Origin of the sequence: Paenibacillus mellifer (assembly GCF_023195895.1) — a bacterium.
GTDB classification, from domain to species: domain Bacteria; phylum Bacillota; class Bacilli; order Paenibacillales; family Paenibacillaceae; genus Fontibacillus; species Fontibacillus mellifer.
Map to the genome: position 1 here is coordinate 221360 of NZ_JALPRK010000004.1, position 24320 is coordinate 245679.

The following is a 24320-nucleotide window of genomic DNA, read 5'->3' on the forward strand; positions in this document are numbered from 1 at the left end:
TTCAATACTTATTTACATCTTTAAACGCTCCTCCTAATATAGGGGTAATACATCAACCATGAGAGAAGGGTTATCCATGGACATGACTGATCAACAAATTCTTGCATCCCTCAAGAATAACAGCCGCATGACCGCCTCTGATATTGGCAAACGAGTTGCGTTGTCCGTCCCCGCCGTATCCGAACGCATTCGCAAGCTGGAGGAAGCCGGGATCATCGAGGCGTATACGGTGAAGATCAACCGGGTGAAAACCGGGCACAAGCTGCTGGCCTTCGTGTTTGTTGGCATTGAGCACAGCAAGCATATTGAAACCTTTCGCACCAGGATCGTAGCCTGTGAACCGGTTCTGGAATGTCATCACCTTGCCGGCGAATACGATTATTTGCTTAAAGTGCTGGTTGAAGATACCTCCCAGTTAGAGCGTTTCTTGTCAGACACGTTGAAGAAGCTTCCCGGCGTCGTGAAGAGCAACACCATGATCTCCTTATCCACCTTGAAGGAAAATATCAACCTATGAGAGGAAACGCAAGCCTGCTCCTGCGCGGGTTCAAATTCGGAATGCTTCTGCAGCTGGCCGTTGGCCCGGTCTGCCTTTTTATTTTTCAAACCGGTTCCCGGCAGGGGTACGGTGCGGCAGCAACCGGCGTTCTTGGGGTAACTTTGGTCGATGCGATGTTTATGGGGGCAGCGATGCTGGGAGTCTCCACCCTGCTTGGCAGGGGGCGCATTCGTTCGATATTGAAATGGTGCAGTGTGATCGTCGTGGGCTTATTCGGGTTCAGTACGGTGCTAAGCGCTTTTCCGATGGAGATGGAGATGGAGATGGAGATGGAGACGGAGGCGCTGCCGTTCCTTAGCCTGCCGAAATTAGACTTTGACGGAAGCTACGGGGTTTACGCCTTCCTGCTAACCGCCTCCAACCCGTTGACGATCCTGTTCTGGGCGGGGGTGTTCGGCTCCAAAATCACCGAGCCAGGTTTAGATCTAAGCCGCTCTCGGTTGCGCTGGTTTGCGCTGGGCGCTTTGCTGGCTACCTTCGGCTTTTTGAACCTGATTGCGCTGATCGGCAGCCTGGCGAACGCCTACATTCCCCCCCACTTAACGGGAGGTTTGAACCTCATCGTGGGTCTCGTCCTGATTGCTTATGCACTTCGCATGGCCATCACGCGGCACAAACCTTAATGCTTAGACCGTCACCGGGGGCTTCGCTCCGGCATCGGGACCCCCGCCTGCTTCCCGCAAGGCGTCCGCCTTGCCTCGGTCCAGTTTCAGCTTCGCCACGACGGCTATGCCTATAGCGAAGAACAGCAGCAGCGACAAGATCCCGAGACGCGGATTGCCAGTCCATTGTCCGATGAGCCCAAACGCAAACGGCCCGAAGATCGAGGAGAATTTACTCGTAATGTTGACGAAACCAAAAAATTCCCCCGTCCGGTTCGGCGGCATCAGATCGCTAAGGATCGAACGGGAAATCGACTGACTTCCCCCTTGTACCAACCCAACCATCACGGCCAGGATATAAAAATGCAAGGCACTGCTCATCCCAAAACCCAAGAGAACGATCAGCACATAGATGCCTAACGAGGCGATCAGCACCCGTTTAGGGCCTAGTCGCGCAGCCGCTTTTCCAAGCAGAATGGTACTGGGGAACCCGACGAATTGCGTGATGAGTAATGCCAGGATCAGGTCGCTGGTGCCTATTCCAAGCGTTGTTCCATAAATGGTCGCCATCAAGATGATGGTGTTGATCCCGTCGTTGTAGAACCAGAATGCCGCGATCATTCGAAATAGCTGCGGATAACGCCGGATGTCCCGAAACGTACCGCCGATTCGCTGACCGGCAGCCCGTACATATCCCCCCATTTTTAACCCGGACACTTGCTTGGGTAGATTCGGCACCTTCCGCATGATCGGCAGCGAGAAGACAAGCCACCATAAGCCTACGCTGAGAAAAGAAAGCCGAGTTCCCGCCAGCTCATCGCTAAGGCCAAACCACTGCGGCTGCTGAATCATCATGAGATTGATGGCCAACAGAATTCCGCCGCCGACATACCCGGCTGCATATCCTTTGGCGGAAACGTTATCCCGATCCTGGGAAGGTACCAGATCAGGGAGCATCGAGTCATAAAACGTCAGGCTTCCGGAGAATCCAACCGTCGTGATGACAAGCAGCGCCGAGGCGAACAACCAATCTCCCGGTCCGACGAGCGCAAATCCGGTAGTCCCGGCGATGCCTAGCAGAGCAAACCAGGTTAGGAACGTCGTTTTACGCCCTGATAAGTCCGCGATGGATCCCAACAAGGGCGAGATGACAGCCACCAGCGCCATACCAATAGCATGCGTATAAGCTAAATAGGATGCCGCTGTGTTTTCGCTTAAACCTTGCGCGGCCACGCCGGCGTAGAAGATAGGAAGTACCGCCGCCAACACCGTGGTGGAGTAAGCCGAATTCGCCCAATCATACAGGATCCACGCACGTATCTTCGACTTGTTCATTCTTTTGTTCCCCTTCCCTATGAATGTTTAGATTATAGTAGAATAGGATTAACGCCGTGTTTCTCTGGTGTTTGCGCTGAATAAAACCGTCATAGTAAAATAGAACCCAAAATCTCTCGATCACAGTTGGGTATAGAACGGAGAATGGACATGGCCGATACGTTAAAATCGATGTATAACGAGGCATTCTTACGCAGCTTCGGCAGCAAAGTGAAGGACGCCTACCCGGCGTTTGAGCCTGATGCATTTGTCGCCGCAGTGATGGATGAAACCTGGGACAAGCTGGAGCTCAAAGCTCGGATGCGGCAAATCACATTGAAACTGGGTGCATGGCTTCCGCCAAGCTTTGCAGAGGCGCTGGACGTCCTGTTCGCAATAGACGAATCTTGTATTGGATTCCCTTACCTGTTCTTCCCCGACTTCGTTGAGGTGTTTGGCTGTGCCGAAGCGGACTGGGCGCTTGCCATGCAGGCGTTCGAGCGCTTTACGCCGAAGTCATCCGCCGAGTTTGCCGTCCGTTCATTCATCGAACGCGATCCAGAACGGATGATGCGTCAGATGGCGATTTGGGCGGATCACGACAACGAGCATGTTCGCCGCTTGGCGAGCGAAGGCTGCAGGCCGCGCCTCCCCTGGGGTCAAGCGCTGCCGATGTTCAAACGAGACCCTTCTCCCATCCTTCCGATTCTTGAGCGGTTGAAGGCCGATCCCAGCTTGTACGTCCGCAAGAGTGTGGCCAATAACCTGAATGATATCGCCAAGGATCACCCGGACCTTGTTCTGGACATCGCTCGGCGCTGGAAGGGCACCCACGCCCACACCGATTGGATTGTGCGCCACGGCTGCCGCACCTTGATCCGGCGCGGCGGTCCCGAGGCGCTGGAGCTGTTCGGATACGCCTCCGGTGAGGATGGCGAACCGCTCACGACCACGGCGACGCTGGCAATCGTGCCGGCCGCACTTCGGATCGGCGACAGCAGCGAGCTCCGCTACGAGCTGACGGTCCGAGAAGGCGAACCGGCTAAAGTACGCATCGAATACGGTATCGATTTCGTCAAAGCCGGCGGCCGTACCTCGCGCAAGCTGTTCCTGCTCTCGGACAAAACCGTCCCCGGCGGTTCACGACTCAGCGGCAAACGGCGGCACAGCTGGGCCGACCTGACAACTCGTCGCCATTACCCCGGCGAACACCGTATCGTGTTGCTGGTCAACGGCGCAGAAGTGGCTGAAACCGCATTAACGCTGCAAGTCAGCGAATAACAAGCAAGACCTGAACAGGGTTGGCCAGGTAGGTCTTTTTTTCCTCGGAATTGGATTGGGTACGACCCATTCTGGTTAAGCTGGTGAAGGAGTCACCCATGTAGGACAAGATATGACTAGGAGGTAGAGATCATGCCTATTGACGCTTATTTGTATTTCAACGGAAACTGCCGCGAGGCGGTTGAATTTTATGCCCAGGCGTTTGGCGTAGAGCGGCCGCAAATCCTCACCTACGGTGAAGCGCATTCCGCCGAGCCGGATTATACGCTTCCCGAAGAAGCGAAGGATCGGGTCATGCACGCTAACCTTAAGGTGAGTGGCAGTAACCTGATGTTCTCCGATGTGTTCCCTGGTTCCCCCTATACCGTTGGAACCCATATCAGTTTGGCACTGGTCAGTCCAAACCGGGAGGAGATCACCTCCGCATTTGAACGGCTTAAGGAAGGCGGTTCGGTTCAAATGGAATTGCAGGCGACCTTCTGGAGTCCTTGTTACGGTAATTTGAAGGACAAGTACGGCATCGAATGGCAGCTTAGTTATGACGACGGAAGAAACGGCATGTAAGCATGCCGTTTCTTCCGTCCTTATTTCCTGAAGTATTCCTCCAAAGCCTCCACAATCGCCTGCGCAGCCTTGTCCTGCCCTGCTTCGCTATAAAGAAAAGACTCATTCTCTGCATTCGTCAGAAACCCAATTTCCGCCAGGACTGCCGGCACTTCGCTTGTTCGCAGCACCTTCCAGTCCTCTTGACGAACCCCTCGATCACGGAAATCCAAGGCTTCGATTAAATGCTGATGAATATCTTCTGCCAGTTCACGACTGCCGTCTCCCTCGGCGTAATAATACGTTTCCGTACCGGACACGTTCTCCGGCCCTTCATAGGTGTTGCCGTGAAGGGATACTAATGCATCGGCATGCAGATCGCTGGCGACCTTGGAACGATCCTCCAATTCGATAAACTCGTCACTTGTTCGAGTTAAATACGGTTCGAACCTCGAATCCTGCCGAAGTAGATCAACCACTTTCTGGGCGAGGGCAAGCGTAAACTCTTTCTCTTCCCTGCCGCTCACACTGCTGGCCCCCGGGTCTTTCCCCCCGTGACCGGGGTCGATGATGATCCGGTATTTCCCATCGGATCTGCTGGGTACGGGCACTTCCTCCCCAGTCGCCGGTGCGGACGACAAGAACCGATGACCGGAACCTAAGGTATCCTCACCACCGAAGGTGATCAACCCACCAAAGGATAACAAAACGATAACGATACCTAAGAAGGTAATGAAATACGCAACTTTCCCACTTCTCCCCATGTTGCTCTCCTCCCGATTTTCTCCTCTTCTCCCTCTCCATCCCCGTCTATCTCCACTCAAAAACGAACGCGACTGCCCTCCAAAATGGGATCCGTGCTCTCCACAATCACCTGCTGCCCCTCAAACACCCCTCCGGTAACAGCGCTGTTGTAACCATTGCTTCCAGCAACTTCGACATTAGCACGAGCAACATAGTAAGCATTGCCAAGCGGGCCTTCTCTGGGCTCGACGGTGTAGACGAACGTACCGGCATCATCCTCATGAATCGCCGCTTTAGGCACTAGAAGCGTCCCCGCGCTTCCGGTTTTCGTCATAACGACTCGAGCCTTGATTCCACTTCGCAAATGATCTCCTTGGAGCGAAATCGTCAAGAGTTGACTTGGTGTTGGTGCTAGGTCCGTCTTATCGGTTCCGCTGCCGGTCAAATCGCTTCCTACATTTGCTTCCAAGCTTGAGACCTGCCCCTGAACGATCGAATTGTCCTGATCCGGTAGCAGAACGTCCAGCTCATCACCGATCCGCACAAGCTCTGCGACATCGTTTGGGATCGGCAGTTCAAGGCGAAACCCTTTGGAACTGTCGGATAAGCGGATATCCGGCCCTCCGACGGAAGCTTGTCCTTCAACCGCTGAAATCTCGATGATCGTGCCGTCGAACGGGGCGACCAGTTGGCGGTTGTTCTCTATTTTGGTGTGTAAAGTCGCCAGATGCCGACCCTGCGTGGCGATATCGATCTTCGCATTTTGGATGGCACCACGGGCGCTTTGAAGTGCCGCCTCATCTCCCACCTGTGCCGCCTGCTTGTACGCTTCTTCCCCATCGGCAAGTAACAACTTGAGCTTCTCAAGGTTTGCCTTCATATCGGCCACCTCTTGAGTTGCTTCACTGTCGTCATACTCGATCAGAAGATCCCCCTTGTGAACCACATCCCCTTCTTTCACATGCACCTGACTAACTTTCCAGCCGGCCGGGTTCATGAAAGCCTGAGTGGCTCCGTATTTTAATAGCGCTGAACCTTCATAAGAATGTTCCAGCTCGCCGGGACTCGCAGCGGCTACCCGCACTTTAGGCAGCATCAGGTTCTGCAGCGTGTTGCCAAGAAGCGTACAAACCAGCAGTAAGCCGATAAACCCTCCGGCAAGCCATCTGATTTTCCGCTGCCTAACTCGCAGCCGCGACTCCTCATTCCTTTGCGCTTCCAATGCCATTCCTCCGTCCTGCTAACCTTTAATTCCCGACATTTGCACCCCTTGGATGAAATACGACTCTGCGTAGAAGAACAGCAGCAGCATCGGCGTCATGTACAAAACGGAGGCTGCAAAACCGACTCCTCGCTCCTCCGAGGCGATGCGTGCCAGATAAAGCGATAATGGCTGCTTAAATGAATCCTCTAGGAAGAGGAGCGGCTGTTCGATCATATTCCAATAATCCACGAACAGCAGCACCGCCAGCGCCGCCAATCCAGGCTTGGCTAACGGGATGGCGATATGCCGGAACACCGTCCACTCTCCAGCTCCATCCATTTTGGCTGCTTCCGCGTAAGCGCCAGGGATATGCGCCATAAATTGACGCAGCATAAACACCCCAAATGCGCCAAATACCCCAGGCAAAATAATAGCCGCCTCCTTGTTCATCAACCCCAACGTACTAGCCACCAAATAATTCGGCACCAGCGTTACTTGAAACGGCATCAGCATGGTTAAGAGATAGACCAGAAACAGCTTGTCCCTTCCGCGAAAACGCAGCTTCGCGAAAGCATAGGCGGCCAGAGAAGCAACCAACGTCTGGCCGGCGATAATTGGCACCACCATCCCGACCGAATTCCAGAACATCCGCAAGAACTTGGAATTCAGGATCAAGACCTCCCGATATTGCCCGAAACTCAGCCAATCCGGAAGCAACTTCAGATTGACGAAGCGGGTATTGCCTCCCGCCGCAACATCCGTCATCTGTCCGATAAGCCCGTAATTCATTCCGATCTCCGTCTCCGTCATCAACGAATTCGTAAACGTCAGGAGCAGTGGAACGGACATCAATAGGGCAAAGAAGCCAAGTATTGCGGTTAAAGCAATCTGAGGGAGCAGCTTCGATCTTTTCATCGCGTTTTCCCTCCTTCAGTCCAGAACATCTCGAAACCGCCGCTCCACCGAGAGAAGGGCCATGACTAGGACGGAAATACAGAGAACCATCAGGGTAGCCGCCGCCGTCAGTTTCTGAATCTCCAGCGCCGCGAACATGTTATTCATGTAGTGCTGCAGCATATAAATCCGGTCATAGGGATAATCCCCGGCCAGCAAATACGTTTCGCGGAACACTTTAAACGAGTTGATGATCGAGATCAGCACTACGAAGAACAGCGTTGGCGTCAAATAGACCAGCGTAATTCGTGAAAACTGATGCCACCGTCCCGCTCCCTCAATCCGTGCAGTTTCATAATAATCCCGCGGGATTTGCCGCAAGCCCGCCAGAAACAAGATCAGGTTGTAGCCGAGGTTTTTCCACAGATACAACACCACCAGCACGCCCATAGACCCATTCGATTGCAGCCAGTCGACTCGGCTATGCCCCCCATGATAAAGCCAGGCGTTCAACGTCCCGTTCCAGTCGAAGAAGATTTGCCAGACCAGGACAACCGATGCCACTGGAACGACCAGCGGAAGAATCAGAGCGGTCTGCAAGCCTTGACGAAAGAAGGGCCCTTTATTGATCAAGAGCGCCAAGCTTAACGACAAAGCGAGTAGAAGCGGAACGCTGACCCCTGTGAATAACAACGTATTAGCAGCCGCTTTGCGGAAAGAACCGCTGGCCAGCAGTTCCGAATAGTTGGACAATCCGGTAAATCTTCCGCCAAGGGTGCGGTTGGTCAAGGATTGAGAGATGCCCATCACGAACGGAATCATGTAGAACACCGCAAAACCAAGCATGCTCGGCGTCAAGAACAACAGTACTGCTGCGGTTTCCCGCCGGAACCGTCTCGATCGCCAACGGCTATTCATTGAGATACGTCGTGACCTTGTTTTGGATCAGGCCGGCGACGTCCTCGGTGGATTTCTGCCCGCTGAAGAAAGCCTGGGATTGTTCCACGATAATGTCCGCCAGTTGATCCGGTTGGAATTTAGACACCAGATGGGTAGCACCTGTCAGTTCGTTCTCCAGCGCGTCTAGTTCGTCCGGATTCACCTGGATCGGAACCCCCTTCAAAGGACCCTCTTTGGCTGTCGGTACGGAGCCGTCCTTCTTCAACTGTTCGACTTCCTGGGCGTACAACCGTTTATTGAGCGGGAAGCCGGCATGGTTCGGATCCACCGGCACTTGATCGGAGATCATGAACTTCACGAAATCCCAGGCTTGTTCCTTCGCCTTGGAACTTTGATTCAAGCCGATGCTTCGGTAGGGTTGGAAATACCCGCCGGCGCCAACGTCCTGCGCGTGAGGTTTAACGTACAGCTTCATGTTAGAACTCAGGAAGCTGTTCAACGATTCGAAATAATCGCCGGGCGAATTGATCTGTACAGGGAAGAAATAAGGGATTCCCTCAGCGCCGATCACCCCGTCTTCGGACATTTTCTGGACCTGCTTCATTAAGCCGGTAAACGTGGCCGTGTTGAATTTGGCCGTCCCTTTCGACTCATCTACGAACAGCGATAAATTGTCGGAGACCATCCAGTTCAGCATATATTCGGGTTCGGTGTGGATGACATGCGGGTACGTTTTATTGACCAGTTTTTGGGATAACACCGCGAAATCGTTCCAGGACCAGGAATCGTCGTTGATTTCAACCCCTGCCTGGGCAAGCGCTTCTTCGTCGCCGGCCAGTCCGTGCAGGAAGAACGAAATCGGCATGGCATACAGGCCGCCGCCGATCTTGGCATGGTCCAAGATATTCGTGAAATAGTCCTCTCTCTTAAAGGCAGAATCCTGCGCAATTAGCTCATCGAAATTGACGAGAAGACCGTTCTTCACATAACTTGCCGCCGGCAAATCGTCCAGCACCAGCAAATCCGGCCCCTTTCCTGCCAGCATGGCTGTGTTGGTTTGGGTCATGAATTTCTCCATTTCCGCTTCTAGATGGGCATCATCTGTCTGTACGCTTTGGAGTTGAATGTCCACCTCCGGATGCAAGGCCTCATATTGGGTGACGAGCTCCTGTAAATGGGGATCTGGAAAAAATGTTGAAAAGGTCAATGTGGTCTTCCCCGCATTTGCCGGGGCCTCGACCGGTTGTTCGGATCCTTTATCGCCGGATTTGCCGGTATGGATCTGGGGGGATTCTCCTCCCCCGCCGCTGCATGCAGCAAGTGCGAACAACAGGAAGATACCGGTGGCCGCAGTTGCTCTTGCTCTCTTTCGGTTTGTGGTTTTCACCGTCTTTTTCCTCCTTTCGGCGCTCTTGTGAAAGATACACTACTGTTTAACTGGCCTACTTCATCGTAAAAAGCAGATGTCACCATCGTTTGACCGAATTGTCAACAAAATGTCTCTAAATGATTGCAACACAAAAAAGACAGGAACGTCATCGTTCACGTTCCTGTCCATTGAAAGAGAAGTTATTTAAATTCGATGATGAAGGGCAGCCATTCGGGGCTCTGAATGGAGGTTTCTGGATTTTGCACCTCTACGGGCTCCGGTTTCCCTTTCAGTAGACTTCTTCCGCCGAAGATCAGCAGTCTTCGGTTGTCCGGGCTCCAGGCCATCTCAGATGGCAGAATTCCCTGATAAATCGGTTTGGCGTTCAGAACGTTGTTCCCCTGTAACTTGCCGGCGAACAATGTTCCGTCCACCTTGCTGTAGGCGACGTATTGGTGATCCCCGGACAGCTTGAAGCTAAAAGCGCTGTCCAGCAAGACCGTCACCGCTTCATTCCGCAGGTCGTACGTGTATAATGTCCCATCGCTCCCCAGGAAAGCGACCTGATCGTCATTCATCCACGCCGCTTGACCGTCTCCGATCAGCTCATGTTCATATTGAGCGGTAAACTCTCCGTCTATCAAGGTTCCGACGATAATCCAGATTTCATCCATCCGTTGATTGAGAAGAAACGCGCTATTCCCGTCATCTGCAACATGGACGGAGGAATACAGCGCCGCCCGGCTGCCCTCAGGGATCGAGATCAAGTAGTTCACTTGCGTTCCATTCTGCGTATCGTATACCACGATATCGGATTGACCTTTACTAGCGGGTTGAGTGGTGTAGCTCGCGAAAGAGAGATAACGGCTATTATCTGACCAGGTGAACCATTTCGAGTTGAGTTGGGGAGGATCAAAGGTGCTTATCTTTTGCTCCTTTCCATCAGCAAGAGACAGCAGTTTGAGATCAAACTTGCCATTGTTCTCCTCCATCGCTGTAATTCGCTGTCCATCCGGGGATAAATCAAATACAAACTGTTTATAACCCACTTCGAGGACTTGCAGCAGATTGTCATAAGGAGGTTTGATTTCCTGAAGACTCTGCGATCCTCCAGCTCCTCCAAAATACCCTAACAACGTATCCGCTCCGGACCAGCCGATCAACCCGCCCTTGGCGGCCAGTTTCATTCGGTAGATCTTCTGCACCTCGAACGGGCCGGTTTGCCCGCCCGAATTCTGACCTTCGTCCGTGTCCGGAATGATGATCGTTTGGGTTTGCGGTCTCCCGCCGCAACCCGATAACATCATGACGCAGATCATCAACCAGACGAGGGTACGTAATATTCTATGTTTCATGACCGCTCCCTTTCCGCCATCACCAAGGGCAACTCCACCTCAACGGTCGTCATTTCGTGTTCGCTGCTCATCCGAATGTTCCCTCCATGATCGTCGACGATGGACTTCACGATGCCCAGCCCCAAACCAACGCTTCCCGTCTCCTTAGCCCCCTGTCGGTCCGGGACATAATACGGCTCGAATATTTCAGTCAATTGATTTGGCGGGATCGTCTCCCCCTGATTGGTAAAGAGGAAACAAGCCATTCCCCCCGCGCGTATCGCCTGGACGTGGATCTCCGAACGGGCTTCACTGTATTTGATGGCATTGTCCAGCAAATTGATAAACATTTGCCGGATGCGGTCTTCCTGCCCGTAAACATCAAGCTGTTCGGCGATTTCGCAACGGAATGTTTTTTGGAAGCGCTTGGCTTTAAACGCTAAAGCTTCGCAGGTGTCGTGTAAAATCCGTCCTGTCTCAACTCGACTGAACTCTTCACGTCCGGCCGTTTCCTTCGATAACTCCAGCAACCGCAACACCATGCCGTGTAATCGTTCGCTTTCTTGGACGACATGGTTCATGCCTTTATCAAAAAAAGCCCGATCCGACTCCCCTTGTTGACGGATGATCTCAGCATAACCGAGGATCGAGGTCAGCGGGGTCTTGAGCTCATGGGTCACGTTGTCGAAGAACGTTTTCCGCTGCTGATTCAACCGCTCCAGACGATCGCGGTCGCGTTCAATACGGGCGATCTGCTGCTTGATTTGGCCAATCATTTCGTTGAAGTTCGCGGCTAACCGGCCGATTTCGTCTCGCCGCTTCTGTTTAACGTCGATACTTACGTCCAAGTTCCCGTTCATGACCTCATTGGAGGCATTGCTGAGCTTGACCAGGGGGATGGTGATATTACGTGACAGGATATAGGAGAACAGAAACGCCGCAGCCATAATTCCGAATGCCAAATAGGTGATGGTATCCAGAATCGTTCCGCTTTGTTCGTACAGCAATGTAAAGTCCTTGGCAAAGCGCAGGATCCCAACTTTAGCTCCGTCAATGATCACCGGGTAGGAGTAACGTACAGCCGCAGCACCTTGTTCATAGGATATGGTATAAGCGGTTTTGCCTGCTAGCGCCTGTTTTAAATCATCATCGGCCGCCCGGGTAAACGCCGCCTCCGAAGACGAATGAAGCAACACCCCATCCACGGTATAAGCGCTAACCTCGCTGGAGGTTGCCCTCTTCAGGTCATTTACGATCTCTTCGGACATTTGCCCGAAATAGAGATCATCGTTTGTGAAGTGATTGATCAGAAATGCCTGACGTACATAGACATTGCTGTTCTTCTTCAACCCGATCAAATCATCGGTGATAATGTTCCGGTTGCTCTTCTGGATGATGTGGTCCACGGTTTGATTCAACAGTACGAAGGACAAAGCAAAGATCAAAAAGAAACCGACGAGAAACTTTCCCCGAATCGTACGGATCATCGCCTAGTCCGCCTGCTTCTCGAATTTATACCCGATTCCGAATACCGTGGTGATCTGGTCACCGGCATCCAGCTTTTTGCGTAATCGCTGAATATGGGTGTCGACGGTGCGCGTATCTCCGGGAAAATCATAACCCCACACAAGGTCAAGCAGGTCTGTGCGTGTATATATTTTGCCCTGATGACGATAAAGCCTCAGCAGAAGATCGAATTCTTTCGGTGTCAAATCTACGGTCTCGCCGTCCTTTCGAACGAGCCTTTCGCTTTCGATAATTTCAATATTTTTGAAGCGAACCCGCCCCTCCTCTTGGGATGACCCATGATCGCCTCCAGTCGGCTGAAACCGGCGAAGAATCGTGCGTATTCGGGCAACCACTTCGCGAAGGTCGAAGGGCTTCGTAATATAATCGTCGGCGCCGAATTCCAATCCGAGGATTTTGTCGGTAATATCCGATTTCGCCGTAATCATCAGGATGGGAAGGTTGTACGCCGCCGTCACTTTTTTGCAAATGTCCAGCCCGCTTTGGTCCGGCAGCATCCAGTCTAGTAACAACAAGTCCGGACGGAATGATTTCATCAGCTCCAGCCCTTCCGCTCCATTCCCCGCCGTCTGCGTGTCGAACCCTTCCTTGGACAACCCGTAAGCCAATAAATCGGCGATAGCCGCTTCGTCGTCGATGATCAGGATTTTCGTTTTCTCCATAAGTGCCTCCATTTTACTTTCCTCGACACCTATTGTACCTGTCTGCGGACGCGCAGGAAAGTTTACGGGTTTTTCGTAGTTACCGTTCCCCTCTTTCCATTGCTATTCTCAGCGTCATTACCGTTGTCATGTCCGCTACCGTTACCGTTATCGCTATCGTTACTTTTACCGTTGCTATTACCGTTACTATTGTTCTTATGATTGCCGTCTCCGTTGCCTTCTCTCTGGTTTTCCCCTACCGGGTTCACTGTCTGCGATGGAGCCGTGTTACGAGATTGGGGATCATCCAGTACCTCTTTCTCCGGCCGTTTGTTGTCATTCTCCTTCTTACTTCCGTCCGCAGCAGATTCATTCCCAGGGACCTTAACCGGATCCGGTTTTGTCATTTCTGGCAGCTGCGGATCAGTGGCACTGTCATGAGATGGTTCCTCCCGAGACTCCACCGCCGGTTTCTCAGAAGGTTGTCGTTCTTTCCCCGAGGACGAAGTTTGGGTGCGTTTGGTCCTCTCCTCCTCCTCCTTGGCAGGCGGTTGATTACGCGCAGAGTTGTTCCCCTTCTGCTCGGTTGGCTCCTGCCCATCTGGTGCGTTCGGACCCGATTGCTGCTCGTTCATGTCCTCGTCCGTCTTCTGCGAAGGCGCCGGTTTAGTAGAAAAGTCGCCCCCTGCAGCGGCAGGCTTCTCCTTATTTACCTCTCGGTCAAATAGGCTGGCGGGCGTTATCCCTTCCGCCTGAAGCACAGATACAATAGAGTGAGTCCGCAGCTCCGCAATATCCAACTTTACACCTTGTGCCTGCGCTTGCTCGTACACCCTATATTTATTCACGGATACATGGGCTTCTTCCGCCTTTTCTACCTGTACAGGTGTTGCTGTAAATAACTCCAGCTTGTAGCTATCAGAGATCGGAAGTGAGGAGAGGTCGATCGAATAAGCAGGAGCATCGGAATTCTCTGGTGGAATAAGCGTCATCCAGATCCACGTTTTAGCTGTTCCGGCCTCTAAATAACCGTCTCTCTTCGCCTGAGCAATAATCTGACCAACCGCCTCGCTAAAGGTCTTCCCCTTCAGCTGACGAGGGGTGATGAGCAACTTAGCCTCATCATTAACCAGATTCACTTCCCTAACCTTACCGGTTGATGTAACGCCAAGTTGGATGCTCGGATTGATGTCTATGGCCACTCGAGTAAGGGGTTCCGTGGTTTGCCTCATCCAATGGAATAGGAAAACAATACCGATCAGCAACAGAACTGAAGCGGCTGCAGAGCCTACAGTCCTTGTCAGTCTGATGTTTCGCCGGTTAACGTTACCGTTCCTAGCGGATGAAGTCACTGAAATTTGCTCTCCTAACCCCGGCAGCACCTCCGGCTTCGGTAGATTGCGGAAGGTTCCGTCTTCGCAGAGGACGACAATGTTATCTTTTGTGATTTTCATGACGGTTGCCTGCATCCACTTCCACACCTCCTTCCGCAAACGATACCGTAGTCTTAATTCGCTTAAACTCTTCGCTGGCATAAATCAAAATTAACGCGATCAAATACTTCCGGTTGCGTTCGATCGTCTTGGAGCTGACTTTAAAGACGGCCATCATTTCCTTGGCTGGGAGCCTTTTGGTCGACCTTAACGTATTCAGCCATTGCGGATGCTCACTAAAGGTTCGGGCGATCCGAATCAACTGCGCTCGGGTATCCCGATGCTTGGGAGAGCCTTCCTCTAACTCTTCCAAATTTATCCCGTACTGCTGCAGAGTCACATCGTACAGTCGAAGCTCTTCCGCGAGCGCTTCAGCCGCTTGTTCCCGCTCGAATATTTCCAATGAACTAGCAATTTCAAGCGGCGACGAGTCTAACTCGGCGTGTCTCCCGTCCCAAATGGCGCTTTCCATTTGCATGTATTTTCCTTGCCTGCGAAATTCATCAATAAGCCGATGGTGGATCACCATATAAGCAAAATTATTAAATGATTTATCGGATGCGAAGAGATATCGGTCAATCGCCTCATTGAACGCAATGATTCCGATGCTGGCTTCATCCTGATTCCAACTAACCTGCCTCTTGCAGATATGGGTTACCGTACGCAGAATAAACGGACGGTAATCGTCGATCAAACGCTCCCTGTCGACATTATTCCCCGCTTGCGCTTGATGTAAGATTTCATCGATCGGTCTGTCCAACACTGCGGATCACTTCCTATTACGTATAAATGTCGTTGTTTTAGGGGGAAACCCTCCATCTTTTTTATCGTGATTACATAAGAAAATTTTGAATGTACAACGCATAAACCCAACCTGAGAACCATAAAGCCAACCCAAAAGCCGCTTTCCGCATAATCACCGTAACGAAGGAGACACTACATGCGGAATTGACAAGCGAACGGTCCCATTACCAATCCAATTAGATAAAACGGTGAATCCATGAAGATCAAAGACAACCGATGTAAAGTCATGATGCGGACCTTAGCGGTATTTGCGTTGCTTCTATGCGTTCTATTACCTACCCTTGCTTTTCCTGCAACTACAGGAGCCTCCCCTTCGCTGCCCATTGTCTCGGAGGAGAGTATTTTTTCGATTGAAGTCTCCCCCCGGCAACACCGGCTGATCGTAAAAATCCAAGGACAAACCTACAAATCCTACCCGGTTGCGGTAGGGAACCCATTGACGCCTACTCCTGTCGGAGAGTACCTGGTGACGTATAAAGGCAAAGACTGGGGGCCTTCCTATGGTCCACGGTGGCTGGGCCTCAATGTGCCGTGGGGCTATTACGGGATCCATGGCACCAACCGACCCGATTCTATTGGAAGCCACAAGAGCCACGGCTGTATCCGAATGAGGAATTACGATGTTATGGAGCTATATGATCTGATCCCCTTGGGAACCAAGGTAACGATCTTTGGCCATCTTCTCGGGGATGTTGACCACGATCCACGCGATTTGGCGGAAGGCGATGTGGGGGGTGACGTACAGTTGATACAATCCCGATTGAAGAGCGCAGGTTATTTCAAGGGCGAATGCAACGGCAAGTTCAACCGGGAAACCGCCAACGCCTTAACCCAATACCAACGCGATCAGGGGTTGATTCCCAACGGCGTTGTATCCTATCGGATCTACCGGTCTCTAGGGTTATCCGAATAAAGTGAAACCAAAAACAACCCGTTCTCATCGGAATGAGATGCGGGTTGTTTATCTATGATTCTAGAAGTCCTAGACAAATACTTGCACTAATTCGATATCTCGTTCTCTCGATAAATCCCGGAACTGCCACTCGTCAATTTGCACCAGAGGCTTGAAGATATCGGACGGGTTATTCCATACGATCGTCGCCGTTTCGCCATTGCTTAGTTTGACTTTCTTCCCGATAAAATTCGGGAGGAGATTCGAAGTCAGCGCCTGCACCGCTTTCTCGTTCAGCATGCCGAACCCCATCATATAAATGTTTCTTAATACGGTTAAGAGATCCTGCCGCGTTCCCGAAGCGTCGGGAGAAGTCATCGCGATGTATTCGTTGGCTACCGCTACAATTTCAGCATAGGGATGAATCTTCTCCTTCCGGAGTCTGGCCGGATAACCGGAACCGTCTTCACGTTCATGATGTTGAAGTGCAACAAGGGCCGTCACTTCTTCCCCTGTGGATCTGCGTATAATTTCATAACCATAAGAGGTATGGCGGTTCATTTCTTCCCGCTCTTCCCCAATTAACTCGTGTTCACGATTTCGTAGAGATTGGCGAACTCGACTCTTGCCGATATCATGCAGATATCCCGCCTTGCTAATTTCATAACACTCATCCGGCGAATGTCCAAGCCAAGTGGCAATATAATAGGACAATAGGCCCACTTGTAATGAATGGTTGTAAATATTTACGTCTTCTTCAGAGAAGGCGATCAGGAGTGAGACGACATCCTTACTCTGATCGAGTGCCTCAAGCATGGGCACCAATTGCTGCTCAACCATGGATTGGTTGAATTTCCCTGTCGTGAGCGCTTCAAGAAATAACGCCTGATAACCTTTTACCGTAAAATAAAAGTTATCGCGCAAACGCTGCGTGAAGCTAGGGTTTTTATCGGAATTCAGGTCATCTTCCCCTGTGCGTAGTTCGATATCAACATAATCGATACTTTGCCGGATCAGCAGGGCAATTTCCTCCGTATGTATGCTTGTCCCCTTTGGAAGAACGTGCAACCCGGCCCGGTTAAACACATCGGTTCTCAGACGATCCCCTTCCTGAAGCTCCATGACGTGAGTTTTCATAGGACCCCTCCCTTCTTCCTCTGTACGTAAACCGCTGGAAAATAGTTCTTTACCTATAAATATCGCGCAAAATTAATCTGTCCTGAATAGTCCTAAAGGTGTGTTTTGTACGAGCGGGGTGCTGCCTTATTCTCATCTCACACAGGTCCAAAGGCCCCTACTTCTCGGTTTTTTTCCAAGAGGGATCTCCGTACCGATGCAGGGCCTGATTAATCAAATAGAGGGTCCAGGGAATCACGGCTGACAATACAGCGCAAATGAGCGTCCTCATCGTTGGAATCCGGTCCAACAATAGATTCCACATAGCAATCACCTCACAGCGTTCAATTATTTGGTTTCCACCGTCGAACCGACATTCCGAACCTCTGCCCGTGCCTCGACAACGATTTCGCTTTGAGCGAAAATATTATCCCCTCGGTCCCAATTGTCTTTGATCTTCTTCCATACCGAGTAGTGTTGCTGCTTTAAATAATCTCCCAAGCCGATGACATCCACCTTGAAGTTTTGTTGAACTCTCTCGATCGTGGAGGTGGTCAATTTGAACAATTCGTCGGCGGTTTTCTGTTCGATTTCCGACACTTCATATTGCTTTAACAGATTGATCCGATCCTGAGTTTCGCCAATATTCCCCTCCATCTCGAGAAATAGAGTGAACCGGATATGCTCGGGATCGGAAACATCTGCTCGAATCTTACGCTTCAGCCCTTTGATTTCGTAGGCTAGATAATCGTCATTCATCTTGAATTCCAACACGCCCTCCATAGCGGTTCCCCGCAGGATGTTAAGCCCTGACGTTTCTTGATCATTCAGGAATCCTTTCAGCGTTTGAGAGGCGCCGTCAAATACCGCCGATCCGGAAACGGACACTTCATCCTCCAATTTGCTAAGTTTCGGGAGTGCGAAGCTTGTTTTGGATAGAATAAAGGATTGTACGTCTCCAATATTCGTCGGGGGATAAATTCTAGAGCTTTTGGGAGGATTCTCCGCCGTCGATTCAAAATACATAATCGGAATCTTCTCATTTTTGGGTTTAACCTTGAGCAGTTCGCTTGCTTTCCCCTCAGCCACCATCACTTTGGTGGCTCGTCTCATTTCATGATCCCGAAGAAACAAATCCAGCGTTTTGACAAATTCACCTCGCAAAGCGAGTTCTTCAGAAATGAGGATCAAACGGTTATGTTGTAAATAGGGGCTTCGGCTCGTCCGATAGGACATATTCCGAGCTGCGGTGAACATGGTATTTCCCGCAGAAGACAAATTGAAATACGCTTCTCCTTTGCTCCCTCCTTTACCTCCGCTTACCTTGGACTGCAATCCGCCGGGGTCGACAAATTGAAACGTCAATAAATATTTTCCATTCTCCGCTTGCTCCTCCTCAGCGACATCGATCCCGGCGCCTACCACGAATCCCCTTTCTTCGATCTCAACCCGATCCCAACAGCCGGTCGCGAGAATCGGTAAGGTTAACAAGACCAGCATACCGGCACGGTACCTACGCACGCCCTTTCACCCCCCGCAGCAATGACAATAGAAGTAGAATAGTCGGCAATAACATGCCTAACCCAATTCCGGCATAACTGATCCATTCTCCGAATCGTTGAATCTCGATCAGATTTTGCGGCTGCATGACGATCAAGAATACGATCGGACTCAACCAGATCGCAAGTGTAATGCGCTTTGCTTTTTTGAAAACAGCTTCGAGCGCTTGGATCGTGACGTCAAAGGCCATCGCCGCCGTGCTGAACAAGGTAAGCACCCATACGGAAAAAAAGATCGATTCGAACCGCTCGAAAAATCCGCCGGGGACCTCCACCTGCTTGGCTAACTCGGCAGTAGGATAAAGTGCGCTGGCCGTAACCTCGGGTCCGAAGACACCGATTGTAAAGAAAAACACCAGTAAATACATCGCGAACGGAACTAACATGCCTAGTAACGAGGCCTTGACGATTTTTTTAGGCCGATTGATGACCGTATTATAGAATAACAAAGTCTCAAAGCCGAAAAATGAAAAAAGCGATTCCTTTGAAGCGAACACGATATCTCGCCAATCGGTAATGAAGAGAGGTTTGAGATTGCGCATATCAAAGAAACTGATGTTCATCAGTATCAAAACCACCAACAACAAGATCACGATCGGGAGAAATACAATGTTCAATCGGAACAAAGCCACGCTGGGTCCTGCAACAGCATAAACAAGCACAAGCAGGAAAACCAGGCAGATCACTTCAATTGGAGTACGATCAAACAAGTAGATTCGGGAGATACTGGCTACTCCTCGAGTTTCGTAACTCACGAAGGTCAGCATGTATACGGCAAACAGCAAAGTAAAGAAAACCGCCAAAGGTTTACCGATCACCTTGCCGGCGATTTCGTAGAGGTTTTGCTTCGGAAAGCGCGAAATCAGCTTGCTAACCATCCAAGTAAACAGGATCGCGCCCATTCCGCCAATGAAAATGGACATCCATCCGTCAATCGATCCAGTCAATTTAACGGTTGTACGGGGAAGCGTGAGCACGCCAAAGCCAATGACCATGTTGGCAACCGATGCGAATACTTCAGTGGTACCTACTTCTCTATCACCGTACTCAAAAGATTTCATTGGCCGCCCCTTTCATCACTTATTCGTTGCTCATCTTGTGTCTGCATAAATTCCGGCCGTTTGGCCAACATCGTTAACGGCGCCCGGATCAACATATCTCGCCAATCTCTCGAGAAAAAGGGGGCCATCGGCGTAAAGTAAGGTACGCCGAAGCTTTGCAGCCTGGACATGTGAATGCAGATCATGATAATCGTCATGATGATCCCGTAGAGGCCGAACATGGAGGCGGCAAGCATGGTACAAAAACGCAGCATTCGGAAGGTGATTCCCGCGCTATAGGACGGAATTGCAAAGGAAGCTACCGCCGTTACTGCTACGACTATCACCATAATAGGACTGACGATTCCCGCCTGTACCGCAGCTTCTCCAATGACTAGCCCCCCCACGATCCCGATCGTTTGACCGATCGGCTTCGGCAAGCGAACCCCGGCTTCCCGAAGCAGCTCCAGCGTAAATTCCATTAGAAAAGCCTCGACCACGGCCGGGAACGGGACGCCTTCCCGTGCGGCAGCAATGGAAAAAGCCAATTTCGACGGAATCATCCCCTGATGAAAGGAGACCAGTGCAATATAAAGCGAAGGAAATGTTAATGAAATCACCACCGCAAAATACCTCAACATACGGATCAAAGACCCGATATGCCAACGTTCGTAATAATCCTCCGGAGATTGGATTAACGAGGCGAACGTGGTTGGCATAATGAGCGCAAACGGAGTACCGTCAAGCAGGATCACAACCTTGCCCTGCAGAACCGCAGAGGCGACTTTATCCGGGCGCTCCGTATGCAAAATCAGAGGGAACGGGGATAGGAAGCTGTCCTGAATCAGCTGTTCGATCGTTCCGCTCTCCGGCGCATCGTCAATATCGATCGTCTCCACTCTCCGCTTGACCTCTTGAATGAGGTCTGGATGCACGATGTTGTCGATATAGGCGATAACCATCTCTTTCTTCCCTCTTGCTCCGACCCGGTAAGTGTCGAATCGCAGCTTCGGGTCGCGGATCGCTCGTCGCAAGAGAATGATATTCGTCTCAATGCTCTCATTGAAGCCTTCGCGCGGGCCGCGGACCAACGCTTCCGTTTGCGGCTCCTCCACGCTCCGCCCCGTCCATTTCTTGCTGCCGATCAACAGCACCTGGTCCAAGCCGTCGATAAACAACGCCGTATCCCCCGACAACACGGAGACCAGAATATCGTCGAGCGATTGGGTTGTTTTATATTTTTGAACGGATAAAAATTGCTTGTTTAATAGACTAAACAGTTCCTTTCCGGACATCTTCCCGGTATGCCCAATTGCGGAGAATGCCTGTTGCAAGGAGGGCACGATTTGTTCGTTGATCATATTCAAATCCGACAACCCCGCGATGCAAAGGATCGCGCATGGAGGGATTCCGTCTCCGCCGCTGACAAATCGGGTAACCAGATCGTCCGGAGCATCCAGGATGCGGACGATTCTCGCAATCGCTTCATGAACACTGCCGCCGAATTCGGCCGAATTCATGGTCTCTCCCCGCGATGCTCCGTCCTTTCGGAGAAGAATTCGTTTGATTTGATGATTCCGGAACATAAATCTTGGCATAATGGCTCATCCCCAATAGTCTGATTATCTCTGATGTCGTTACCCTTTATTACCAACTTGCTCCGAAAATAATCCCCATTCCTTTTTCATAGACCTCCCCCTGTATGGGGAAAAAGAATAAATTTCCTGCAACTGGTGCATCTTAACTGGGAATCATCGGACGAGGAAGGAGGAGGTTCCATGCCTTTCATCAGAAAGCTGCAGCGCCGGAAGCTCTCCGGAGGGGGAACGTCCAGAAAGACTCCGGCAAATCCCCCAAGCCATACGGATTCGAGCGGCCCCGTTTCAGGCGAAAGCTTGTCGGCGCGGCTGAATTGGATGAAGCAGGAGCTCAAGGACAGCTCGGATATCATATATCGGGAATTTACGATCAGCTCCGGGCAGCGCTGTGCTTTGGTCTATGTGCGCGGCATGATAGCGCAGGAAACGACCCAGCAATTTATCGTCCGAAGCCTCCAGCGGGAATCCGCGCAGCTGGAAGAGAAAGATATTTATCAATTCCTGTTTGAGGACAAAGCTTTGAGCGTGTCCCAAGCCGAAGTCATCGATGAAATGAATCAAGCGGTCCAGGCCGTGCTCAACGCCGGAGCGTTGCTGTTGATCGACGGGGACAAGCGGATGTTGACTTTCTCCATTTCGGCTTACCCGACCCGCGGAATCGACGAAGCACCTAACGAATCCGTCATTCGAGGATCGAGGGAAGCTTTTATTGAGGATCTCGAGAAAAACCTGACGATGCTTCGCCGCCGAATCAAATCGAAGCACTTCAAGACACCCTCGATCAACAAAGGCCGGGAAACACGAACCAGTGTCGTGCTGGCTTACGTCGAGAACGTTTGCAAGCCGGAATTGCTGGAAGAAATAAAGCGGCGACTATCCCACATCGATATGGACGGAGTTCTCGGATCAGCCTACTTGGAAGAAACCATCGAAGATAACCCGTATTCGCCGTTTCCGCAGATTCAATACACGGAACGCCCCGACGTCGTCAGTGCTGCGCTCTTGGAGGGGCGAATTGCCATCCTCGTGGATGGTACACCGATTGTGTTGCTCGTACCGGTGACGCTGCCCATGCTGCTTCAATCGGCCGAAGATTATTACCAGCGTTATATCGCGGCGAACTGGATCCGCTGGATCCGTTACTTTTTCGTACTGGCTTCCTTAACGCTTCCATCGATTTATATTGCAGTGACTACGTTTCATCCGGAGATGATTCCGGCGCAGCTGCTTATTACGGTTGCCGCCTCCCGAGAAATCGTCCCTTTTCCGGCATTATGGGAAGCGTTTGCCATGGAGCTGGCTTTTGAAGCGCTCCGCGAAGCCTCGATCCGGATCCCCAAGTCGATCGGGCAAGCCGTGTCCATTATCGGGGCATTAATCATTGGCACGGCTGCGGTCCAAGCAGGCATCGTCTCGGCGGCAATGGTTATTATCGTGTCCTTGACGGGGATTGCTTCGTTTATCATCCCCCATTTCGATTTAGGATTGGCTTTACGGCTGCTGCGTTTTCCGATCATGATCTTAGCTTCGATGTTCGGCCTATACGGCGTGACCTGCGGGATGATTCTGATCTACATTCATTTGGTGAATTTGAGATCCTTTGGGGTGCCTTACCTCTCCCCGATCGCCCCGCTCGTTACCGAAGATTTGGGCGATACGTTTCTTCGGGCTCCCTGGTGGAAGATGAACAAACGCCCGGTACAGCTCACGAACAACCAAGTCCGCCAAACCGATGATCCACGGGCTTGGGTAAAGGAGAAAGGTGATCTGGAGTGACGAGAAACCATCGTGCAATCGTAACGGCAACGCTGGTGTTCTTGCTCTTCATTGGCGTAGGCGGATGTTGGTCTGCCGAGGAGCTAAACAACCGCGCGTTCGTAAATACCGTACTGATCGATCTGACGGAAGATGGGCAGACGGAGCTGACCGTCGGAGTACCGCTGCCTAACCGCATGATTCCGGGACAGGCCGGAGGCACGGGACAACCCCAGGGGGATCCGTTCAGCTTCGTGACGAAACGTGCGGATAACCTAAGCCAGGCTTTAAATTTGATTCAAGTCGACTTGCCCCGCGACATCTCTTTCGGGCAAACCCGCATCATCGTGGTTGGCCGAAGACAGGCAGAGCAAGGCTTGGACAAGGTCGTCGAATTCGTATTTCGCCAACCTTCGTTCCGACTCAGCGCGAGTCTGTTCATAACGCCTCGCAATGTTAAAGAAATTACGCGTTCCCCGATGGTATTTGAGCGAATCCTTAGCGATATCCTGCGCAAATACGTCAACAACCACTATACCTTGGACACGACCGTAAAGGATTACAAACTGGCGCTGTACCAGGGCGGGGATATCCTCATTCCCCTGCTTAATTTCGGGGAACTGCCGGGGGTGGCGATGGAAGACCCCAAGAAAAACCGCTGGATGGGTTCCGGCGGCGCGGCGATATTCAGCGGGGGAAAGATGGCGAAGATTGAGCTATCCCCAACCGAGCATCGGACCGCGCTTTGGATCAGCTCCCAGCTCAAAAATACGACGATCACCATTGCCTCACCCAGCGACGAGAAGGAAATGAGTTTCTTCATCGAAGGGATCAAGACGAGCATCGATCCGGTTGTGCGAGGCGATCAACTCTCGTTTCGAATCAAGAGCAGCGCCAAAGCTTTCGTGGAAACTTCGCTCTCTTACATCGATTTGAAGGACCCGGAAGTCCTTCAACAATTGGAGGAGATCCTCAATAAAAAGGTGGAGGAAGAATTCATCGGCGTGCTTGACAAGACCCGCCAAGCCCGATCCGACGCTTTTATCATGAGCCAATACCTGGATTGGAGATATCCGAAAATCTGGCATTCGATGCGGGATCAATGGAAAAATTTCTACGCCAAAGAACTCCCGATTGAAGTTGACGTTGAAATTCAACTCAACCGTACGGGCGGCGTATATCGTTCGGTGGTCCACGAAACCAATAGATAG

The 24320-nt window shown here is 51.4% G+C and carries 22 protein-coding genes; 7 read left to right on the plus strand and 15 right to left on the minus strand.

Annotation, left to right across the window (positions count from 1 at the left end; all coding sequences use genetic code 11):
* The first annotated feature begins 76 nt into the window (after window positions 1-76).
* Window positions 77-517 (plus strand): Lrp/AsnC family transcriptional regulator, encoded by a 441-nt coding sequence (locus tag M0651_RS07080; protein ID WP_248551141.1) that lies wholly within the window; start codon window positions 77-79, stop codon window positions 515-517.
* Window positions 514-1182: a LysE family transporter gene (locus M0651_RS07085; protein ID WP_248551142.1), complete on the plus strand. Its 669-nt coding sequence runs from the start codon at window positions 514-516 to the stop codon at window positions 1180-1182. Before M0651_RS07080 ends, M0651_RS07085 begins: the two co-directional genes overlap by 4 nt.
* Window positions 1183-1185: 3 nt before the next feature.
* Here M0651_RS07085 and M0651_RS07090 read toward each other — a convergent pair whose 3' ends face one another.
* Window positions 1186-2496, minus strand: a complete 1311-nt coding sequence (locus tag M0651_RS07090) for an MFS transporter (protein ID WP_248551143.1) — start codon at window positions 2494-2496, stop codon at window positions 1186-1188.
* A 150-nt stretch (window positions 2497-2646) separates the two neighbouring features.
* Between M0651_RS07090 and M0651_RS07095 the strand changes: the two genes are divergently transcribed.
* Window positions 2647-3756 carry a DNA alkylation repair protein gene (locus M0651_RS07095; RefSeq protein ID WP_248551144.1) on the plus strand — a complete coding sequence of 370 codons (1110 nt, stop codon included), beginning with the start codon at window positions 2647-2649 and terminating at the stop codon, window positions 3754-3756.
* 132 nt (window positions 3757-3888) lie between these two features.
* Window positions 3889-4320, plus strand: a complete 432-nt coding sequence (locus M0651_RS07100) for a VOC family protein (RefSeq protein ID WP_248551145.1) — start codon at window positions 3889-3891, stop codon at window positions 4318-4320.
* A gap of 20 nt (window positions 4321-4340) precedes the next feature.
* Here the strand turns inward: M0651_RS07100 and M0651_RS07105 are convergent, their stop codons facing one another.
* The 10 genes from M0651_RS07105 to sigI form a co-directional block, all read right to left on the minus strand.
* Window positions 4341-5063: an N-acetylmuramoyl-L-alanine amidase family protein gene (locus M0651_RS07105; protein ID WP_248551146.1), complete on the minus strand. Its 723-nt coding sequence runs from the start codon at window positions 5061-5063 to the stop codon at window positions 4341-4343.
* A gap of 56 nt (window positions 5064-5119) precedes the next feature.
* Window positions 5120-6271, minus strand: a complete 1152-nt coding sequence (locus M0651_RS07110; protein WP_248551147.1) for an efflux RND transporter periplasmic adaptor subunit — start codon at window positions 6269-6271, stop codon at window positions 5120-5122.
* A gap of 12 nt (window positions 6272-6283) precedes the next feature.
* Window positions 6284-7162: a carbohydrate ABC transporter permease gene (locus M0651_RS07115; RefSeq protein ID WP_248551148.1), complete on the minus strand. Its 879-nt coding sequence runs from the start codon at window positions 7160-7162 to the stop codon at window positions 6284-6286.
* Between the two features lie 15 nt (window positions 7163-7177).
* The gene (locus M0651_RS07120) at window positions 7178-8059 is read right to left on the minus strand and encodes a carbohydrate ABC transporter permease (protein ID WP_248551149.1); all 882 of its coding nucleotides are present in this window, start codon (window positions 8057-8059) and stop codon (window positions 7178-7180) included.
* Window positions 8052-9428: an ABC transporter substrate-binding protein gene (locus M0651_RS07125; protein ID WP_248551150.1), complete on the minus strand. Its 1377-nt coding sequence runs from the start codon at window positions 9426-9428 to the stop codon at window positions 8052-8054. Before M0651_RS07125 ends, M0651_RS07120 begins: the two co-directional genes overlap by 8 nt.
* Before the next feature lie 182 nt (window positions 9429-9610).
* Window positions 9611-10765, minus strand: coding sequence for a TolB family protein (locus M0651_RS07130; protein ID WP_248551151.1), 1155 nt, complete (start codon window positions 10763-10765; stop codon window positions 9611-9613).
* The gene (locus M0651_RS07135) at window positions 10762-12231 is read right to left on the minus strand and encodes a sensor histidine kinase (RefSeq protein ID WP_248551152.1); all 1470 of its coding nucleotides are present in this window, start codon (window positions 12229-12231) and stop codon (window positions 10762-10764) included. Before M0651_RS07135 ends, M0651_RS07130 begins: the two co-directional genes overlap by 4 nt.
* A 3-nt stretch (window positions 12232-12234) precedes the next feature.
* Entirely contained in the window at window positions 12235-12933 is a 699-nt protein-coding gene (locus M0651_RS07140) for a response regulator transcription factor (RefSeq protein ID WP_248551153.1), read from the minus strand.
* Window positions 12934-12995: 62 nt separating this feature from the next.
* On the minus strand, window positions 12996-14381 hold the full coding sequence (locus tag M0651_RS07145; RefSeq protein WP_248551154.1) for an anti-sigma-I factor RsgI family protein: 1386 nt from the start codon (window positions 14379-14381) through the stop codon (window positions 12996-12998).
* The gene (gene sigI / locus M0651_RS07150; RefSeq protein WP_248551155.1) at window positions 14347-15108 is read right to left on the minus strand and encodes an RNA polymerase sigma-I factor; all 762 of its coding nucleotides are present in this window, start codon (window positions 15106-15108) and stop codon (window positions 14347-14349) included. Before sigI ends, M0651_RS07145 begins: the two co-directional genes overlap by 35 nt.
* 237 nt (window positions 15109-15345) lie before the next feature.
* Between sigI and M0651_RS07155 the strand changes: the two genes are divergently transcribed.
* On the plus strand, window positions 15346-16062 hold the full coding sequence (locus tag M0651_RS07155; protein ID WP_248551156.1) for a L,D-transpeptidase family protein: 717 nt from the start codon (window positions 15346-15348) through the stop codon (window positions 16060-16062).
* A gap of 69 nt (window positions 16063-16131) precedes the next feature.
* On the opposite strand, the gene M0651_RS07160 is transcribed toward M0651_RS07155, so the two are convergent.
* The 4 genes from M0651_RS07160 to M0651_RS07175 form a co-directional block, all read right to left on the minus strand.
* Window positions 16132-17178, minus strand: a complete 1047-nt coding sequence (locus M0651_RS07160; RefSeq protein ID WP_248551157.1) for an HD-GYP domain-containing protein — start codon at window positions 17176-17178, stop codon at window positions 16132-16134.
* A gap of 327 nt (window positions 17179-17505) precedes the next feature.
* Window positions 17506-18678 carry a Ger(x)C family spore germination protein gene (locus M0651_RS07165; RefSeq protein ID WP_248551158.1) on the minus strand — a complete coding sequence of 391 codons (1173 nt, stop codon included), beginning with the start codon at window positions 18676-18678 and terminating at the stop codon, window positions 17506-17508.
* Entirely contained in the window at window positions 18671-19777 is a 1107-nt protein-coding gene (locus tag M0651_RS07170; protein ID WP_248551159.1) for a GerAB/ArcD/ProY family transporter, read from the minus strand. Before M0651_RS07170 ends, M0651_RS07165 begins: the two co-directional genes overlap by 8 nt.
* Window positions 19774-21276 (minus strand): spore germination protein, encoded by a 1503-nt coding sequence (locus tag M0651_RS07175; RefSeq protein WP_248551160.1) that lies wholly within the window; start codon window positions 21274-21276, stop codon window positions 19774-19776. Before M0651_RS07175 ends, M0651_RS07170 begins: the two co-directional genes overlap by 4 nt.
* 258 nt (window positions 21277-21534) lie before the next feature.
* Here M0651_RS07175 and M0651_RS07180 point away from each other — a divergent pair, with 258 nt between their 5' ends.
* Both M0651_RS07180 and M0651_RS07185 read left to right on the plus strand, forming a co-directional pair.
* Entirely contained in the window at window positions 21535-23130 is a 1596-nt protein-coding gene (locus M0651_RS07180; protein WP_248551161.1) for a spore germination protein, read from the plus strand.
* A complete protein-coding gene (locus M0651_RS07185; protein ID WP_248551162.1) occupies window positions 23127-24320 on the plus strand; it encodes a Ger(x)C family spore germination protein in 1194 nt (397 codons plus the stop codon). The genes M0651_RS07180 and M0651_RS07185 overlap by 4 nt, the downstream gene beginning before the upstream one ends.

What these genes read in the sequence shown, in the direction of transcription:
- M0651_RS07080 (WP_248551141.1), top strand. Translation starts at nt 77, where the DNA reads ATGGACATGACTGATCAACAAATTCTTGCATCCCTCAAGAATAACAGC.
- M0651_RS07085 (WP_248551142.1), top strand. Translation starts at nt 514, where the DNA reads ATGAGAGGAAACGCAAGCCTGCTCCTGCGCGGGTTCAAATTCGGAATG.
- M0651_RS07090 (WP_248551143.1), bottom strand. Translation starts at nt 2,496, where the DNA reads ATGAACAAGTCGAAGATACGTGCGTGGATCCTGTATGATTGGGCGAAT.
- M0651_RS07095 (WP_248551144.1), top strand. Translation starts at nt 2,647, where the DNA reads ATGGCCGATACGTTAAAATCGATGTATAACGAGGCATTCTTACGCAGC.
- M0651_RS07100 (WP_248551145.1), top strand. Translation starts at nt 3,889, where the DNA reads ATGCCTATTGACGCTTATTTGTATTTCAACGGAAACTGCCGCGAGGCG.
- M0651_RS07105 (WP_248551146.1), bottom strand. Translation starts at nt 5,063, where the DNA reads ATGGGGAGAAGTGGGAAAGTTGCGTATTTCATTACCTTCTTAGGTATC.
- M0651_RS07110 (WP_248551147.1), bottom strand. Translation starts at nt 6,271, where the DNA reads ATGGCATTGGAAGCGCAAAGGAATGAGGAGTCGCGGCTGCGAGTTAGG.
- M0651_RS07115 (WP_248551148.1), bottom strand. Translation starts at nt 7,162, where the DNA reads ATGAAAAGATCGAAGCTGCTCCCTCAGATTGCTTTAACCGCAATACTT.
- M0651_RS07120 (WP_248551149.1), bottom strand. Translation starts at nt 8,059, where the DNA reads ATGAATAGCCGTTGGCGATCGAGACGGTTCCGGCGGGAAACCGCAGCA.
- M0651_RS07130 (WP_248551151.1), bottom strand. Translation starts at nt 10,765, where the DNA reads ATGAAACATAGAATATTACGTACCCTCGTCTGGTTGATGATCTGCGTC.
- M0651_RS07135 (WP_248551152.1), bottom strand. Translation starts at nt 12,231, where the DNA reads ATGATCCGTACGATTCGGGGAAAGTTTCTCGTCGGTTTCTTTTTGATC.
- M0651_RS07140 (WP_248551153.1), bottom strand. Translation starts at nt 12,933, where the DNA reads ATGGAGAAAACGAAAATCCTGATCATCGACGACGAAGCGGCTATCGCC.
- M0651_RS07145 (WP_248551154.1), bottom strand. Translation starts at nt 14,381, where the DNA reads ATGCAGGCAACCGTCATGAAAATCACAAAAGATAACATTGTCGTCCTC.
- M0651_RS07155 (WP_248551156.1), top strand. Translation starts at nt 15,346, where the DNA reads ATGAAGATCAAAGACAACCGATGTAAAGTCATGATGCGGACCTTAGCG.
- M0651_RS07160 (WP_248551157.1), bottom strand. Translation starts at nt 17,178, where the DNA reads ATGAAAACTCACGTCATGGAGCTTCAGGAAGGGGATCGTCTGAGAACC.
- M0651_RS07170 (WP_248551159.1), bottom strand. Translation starts at nt 19,777, where the DNA reads ATGAAATCTTTTGAGTACGGTGATAGAGAAGTAGGTACCACTGAAGTA.
- M0651_RS07175 (WP_248551160.1), bottom strand. Translation starts at nt 21,276, where the DNA reads ATGAATTCGGCCGAATTCGGCGGCAGTGTTCATGAAGCGATTGCGAGA.
- M0651_RS07180 (WP_248551161.1), top strand. Translation starts at nt 21,535, where the DNA reads ATGCCTTTCATCAGAAAGCTGCAGCGCCGGAAGCTCTCCGGAGGGGGA.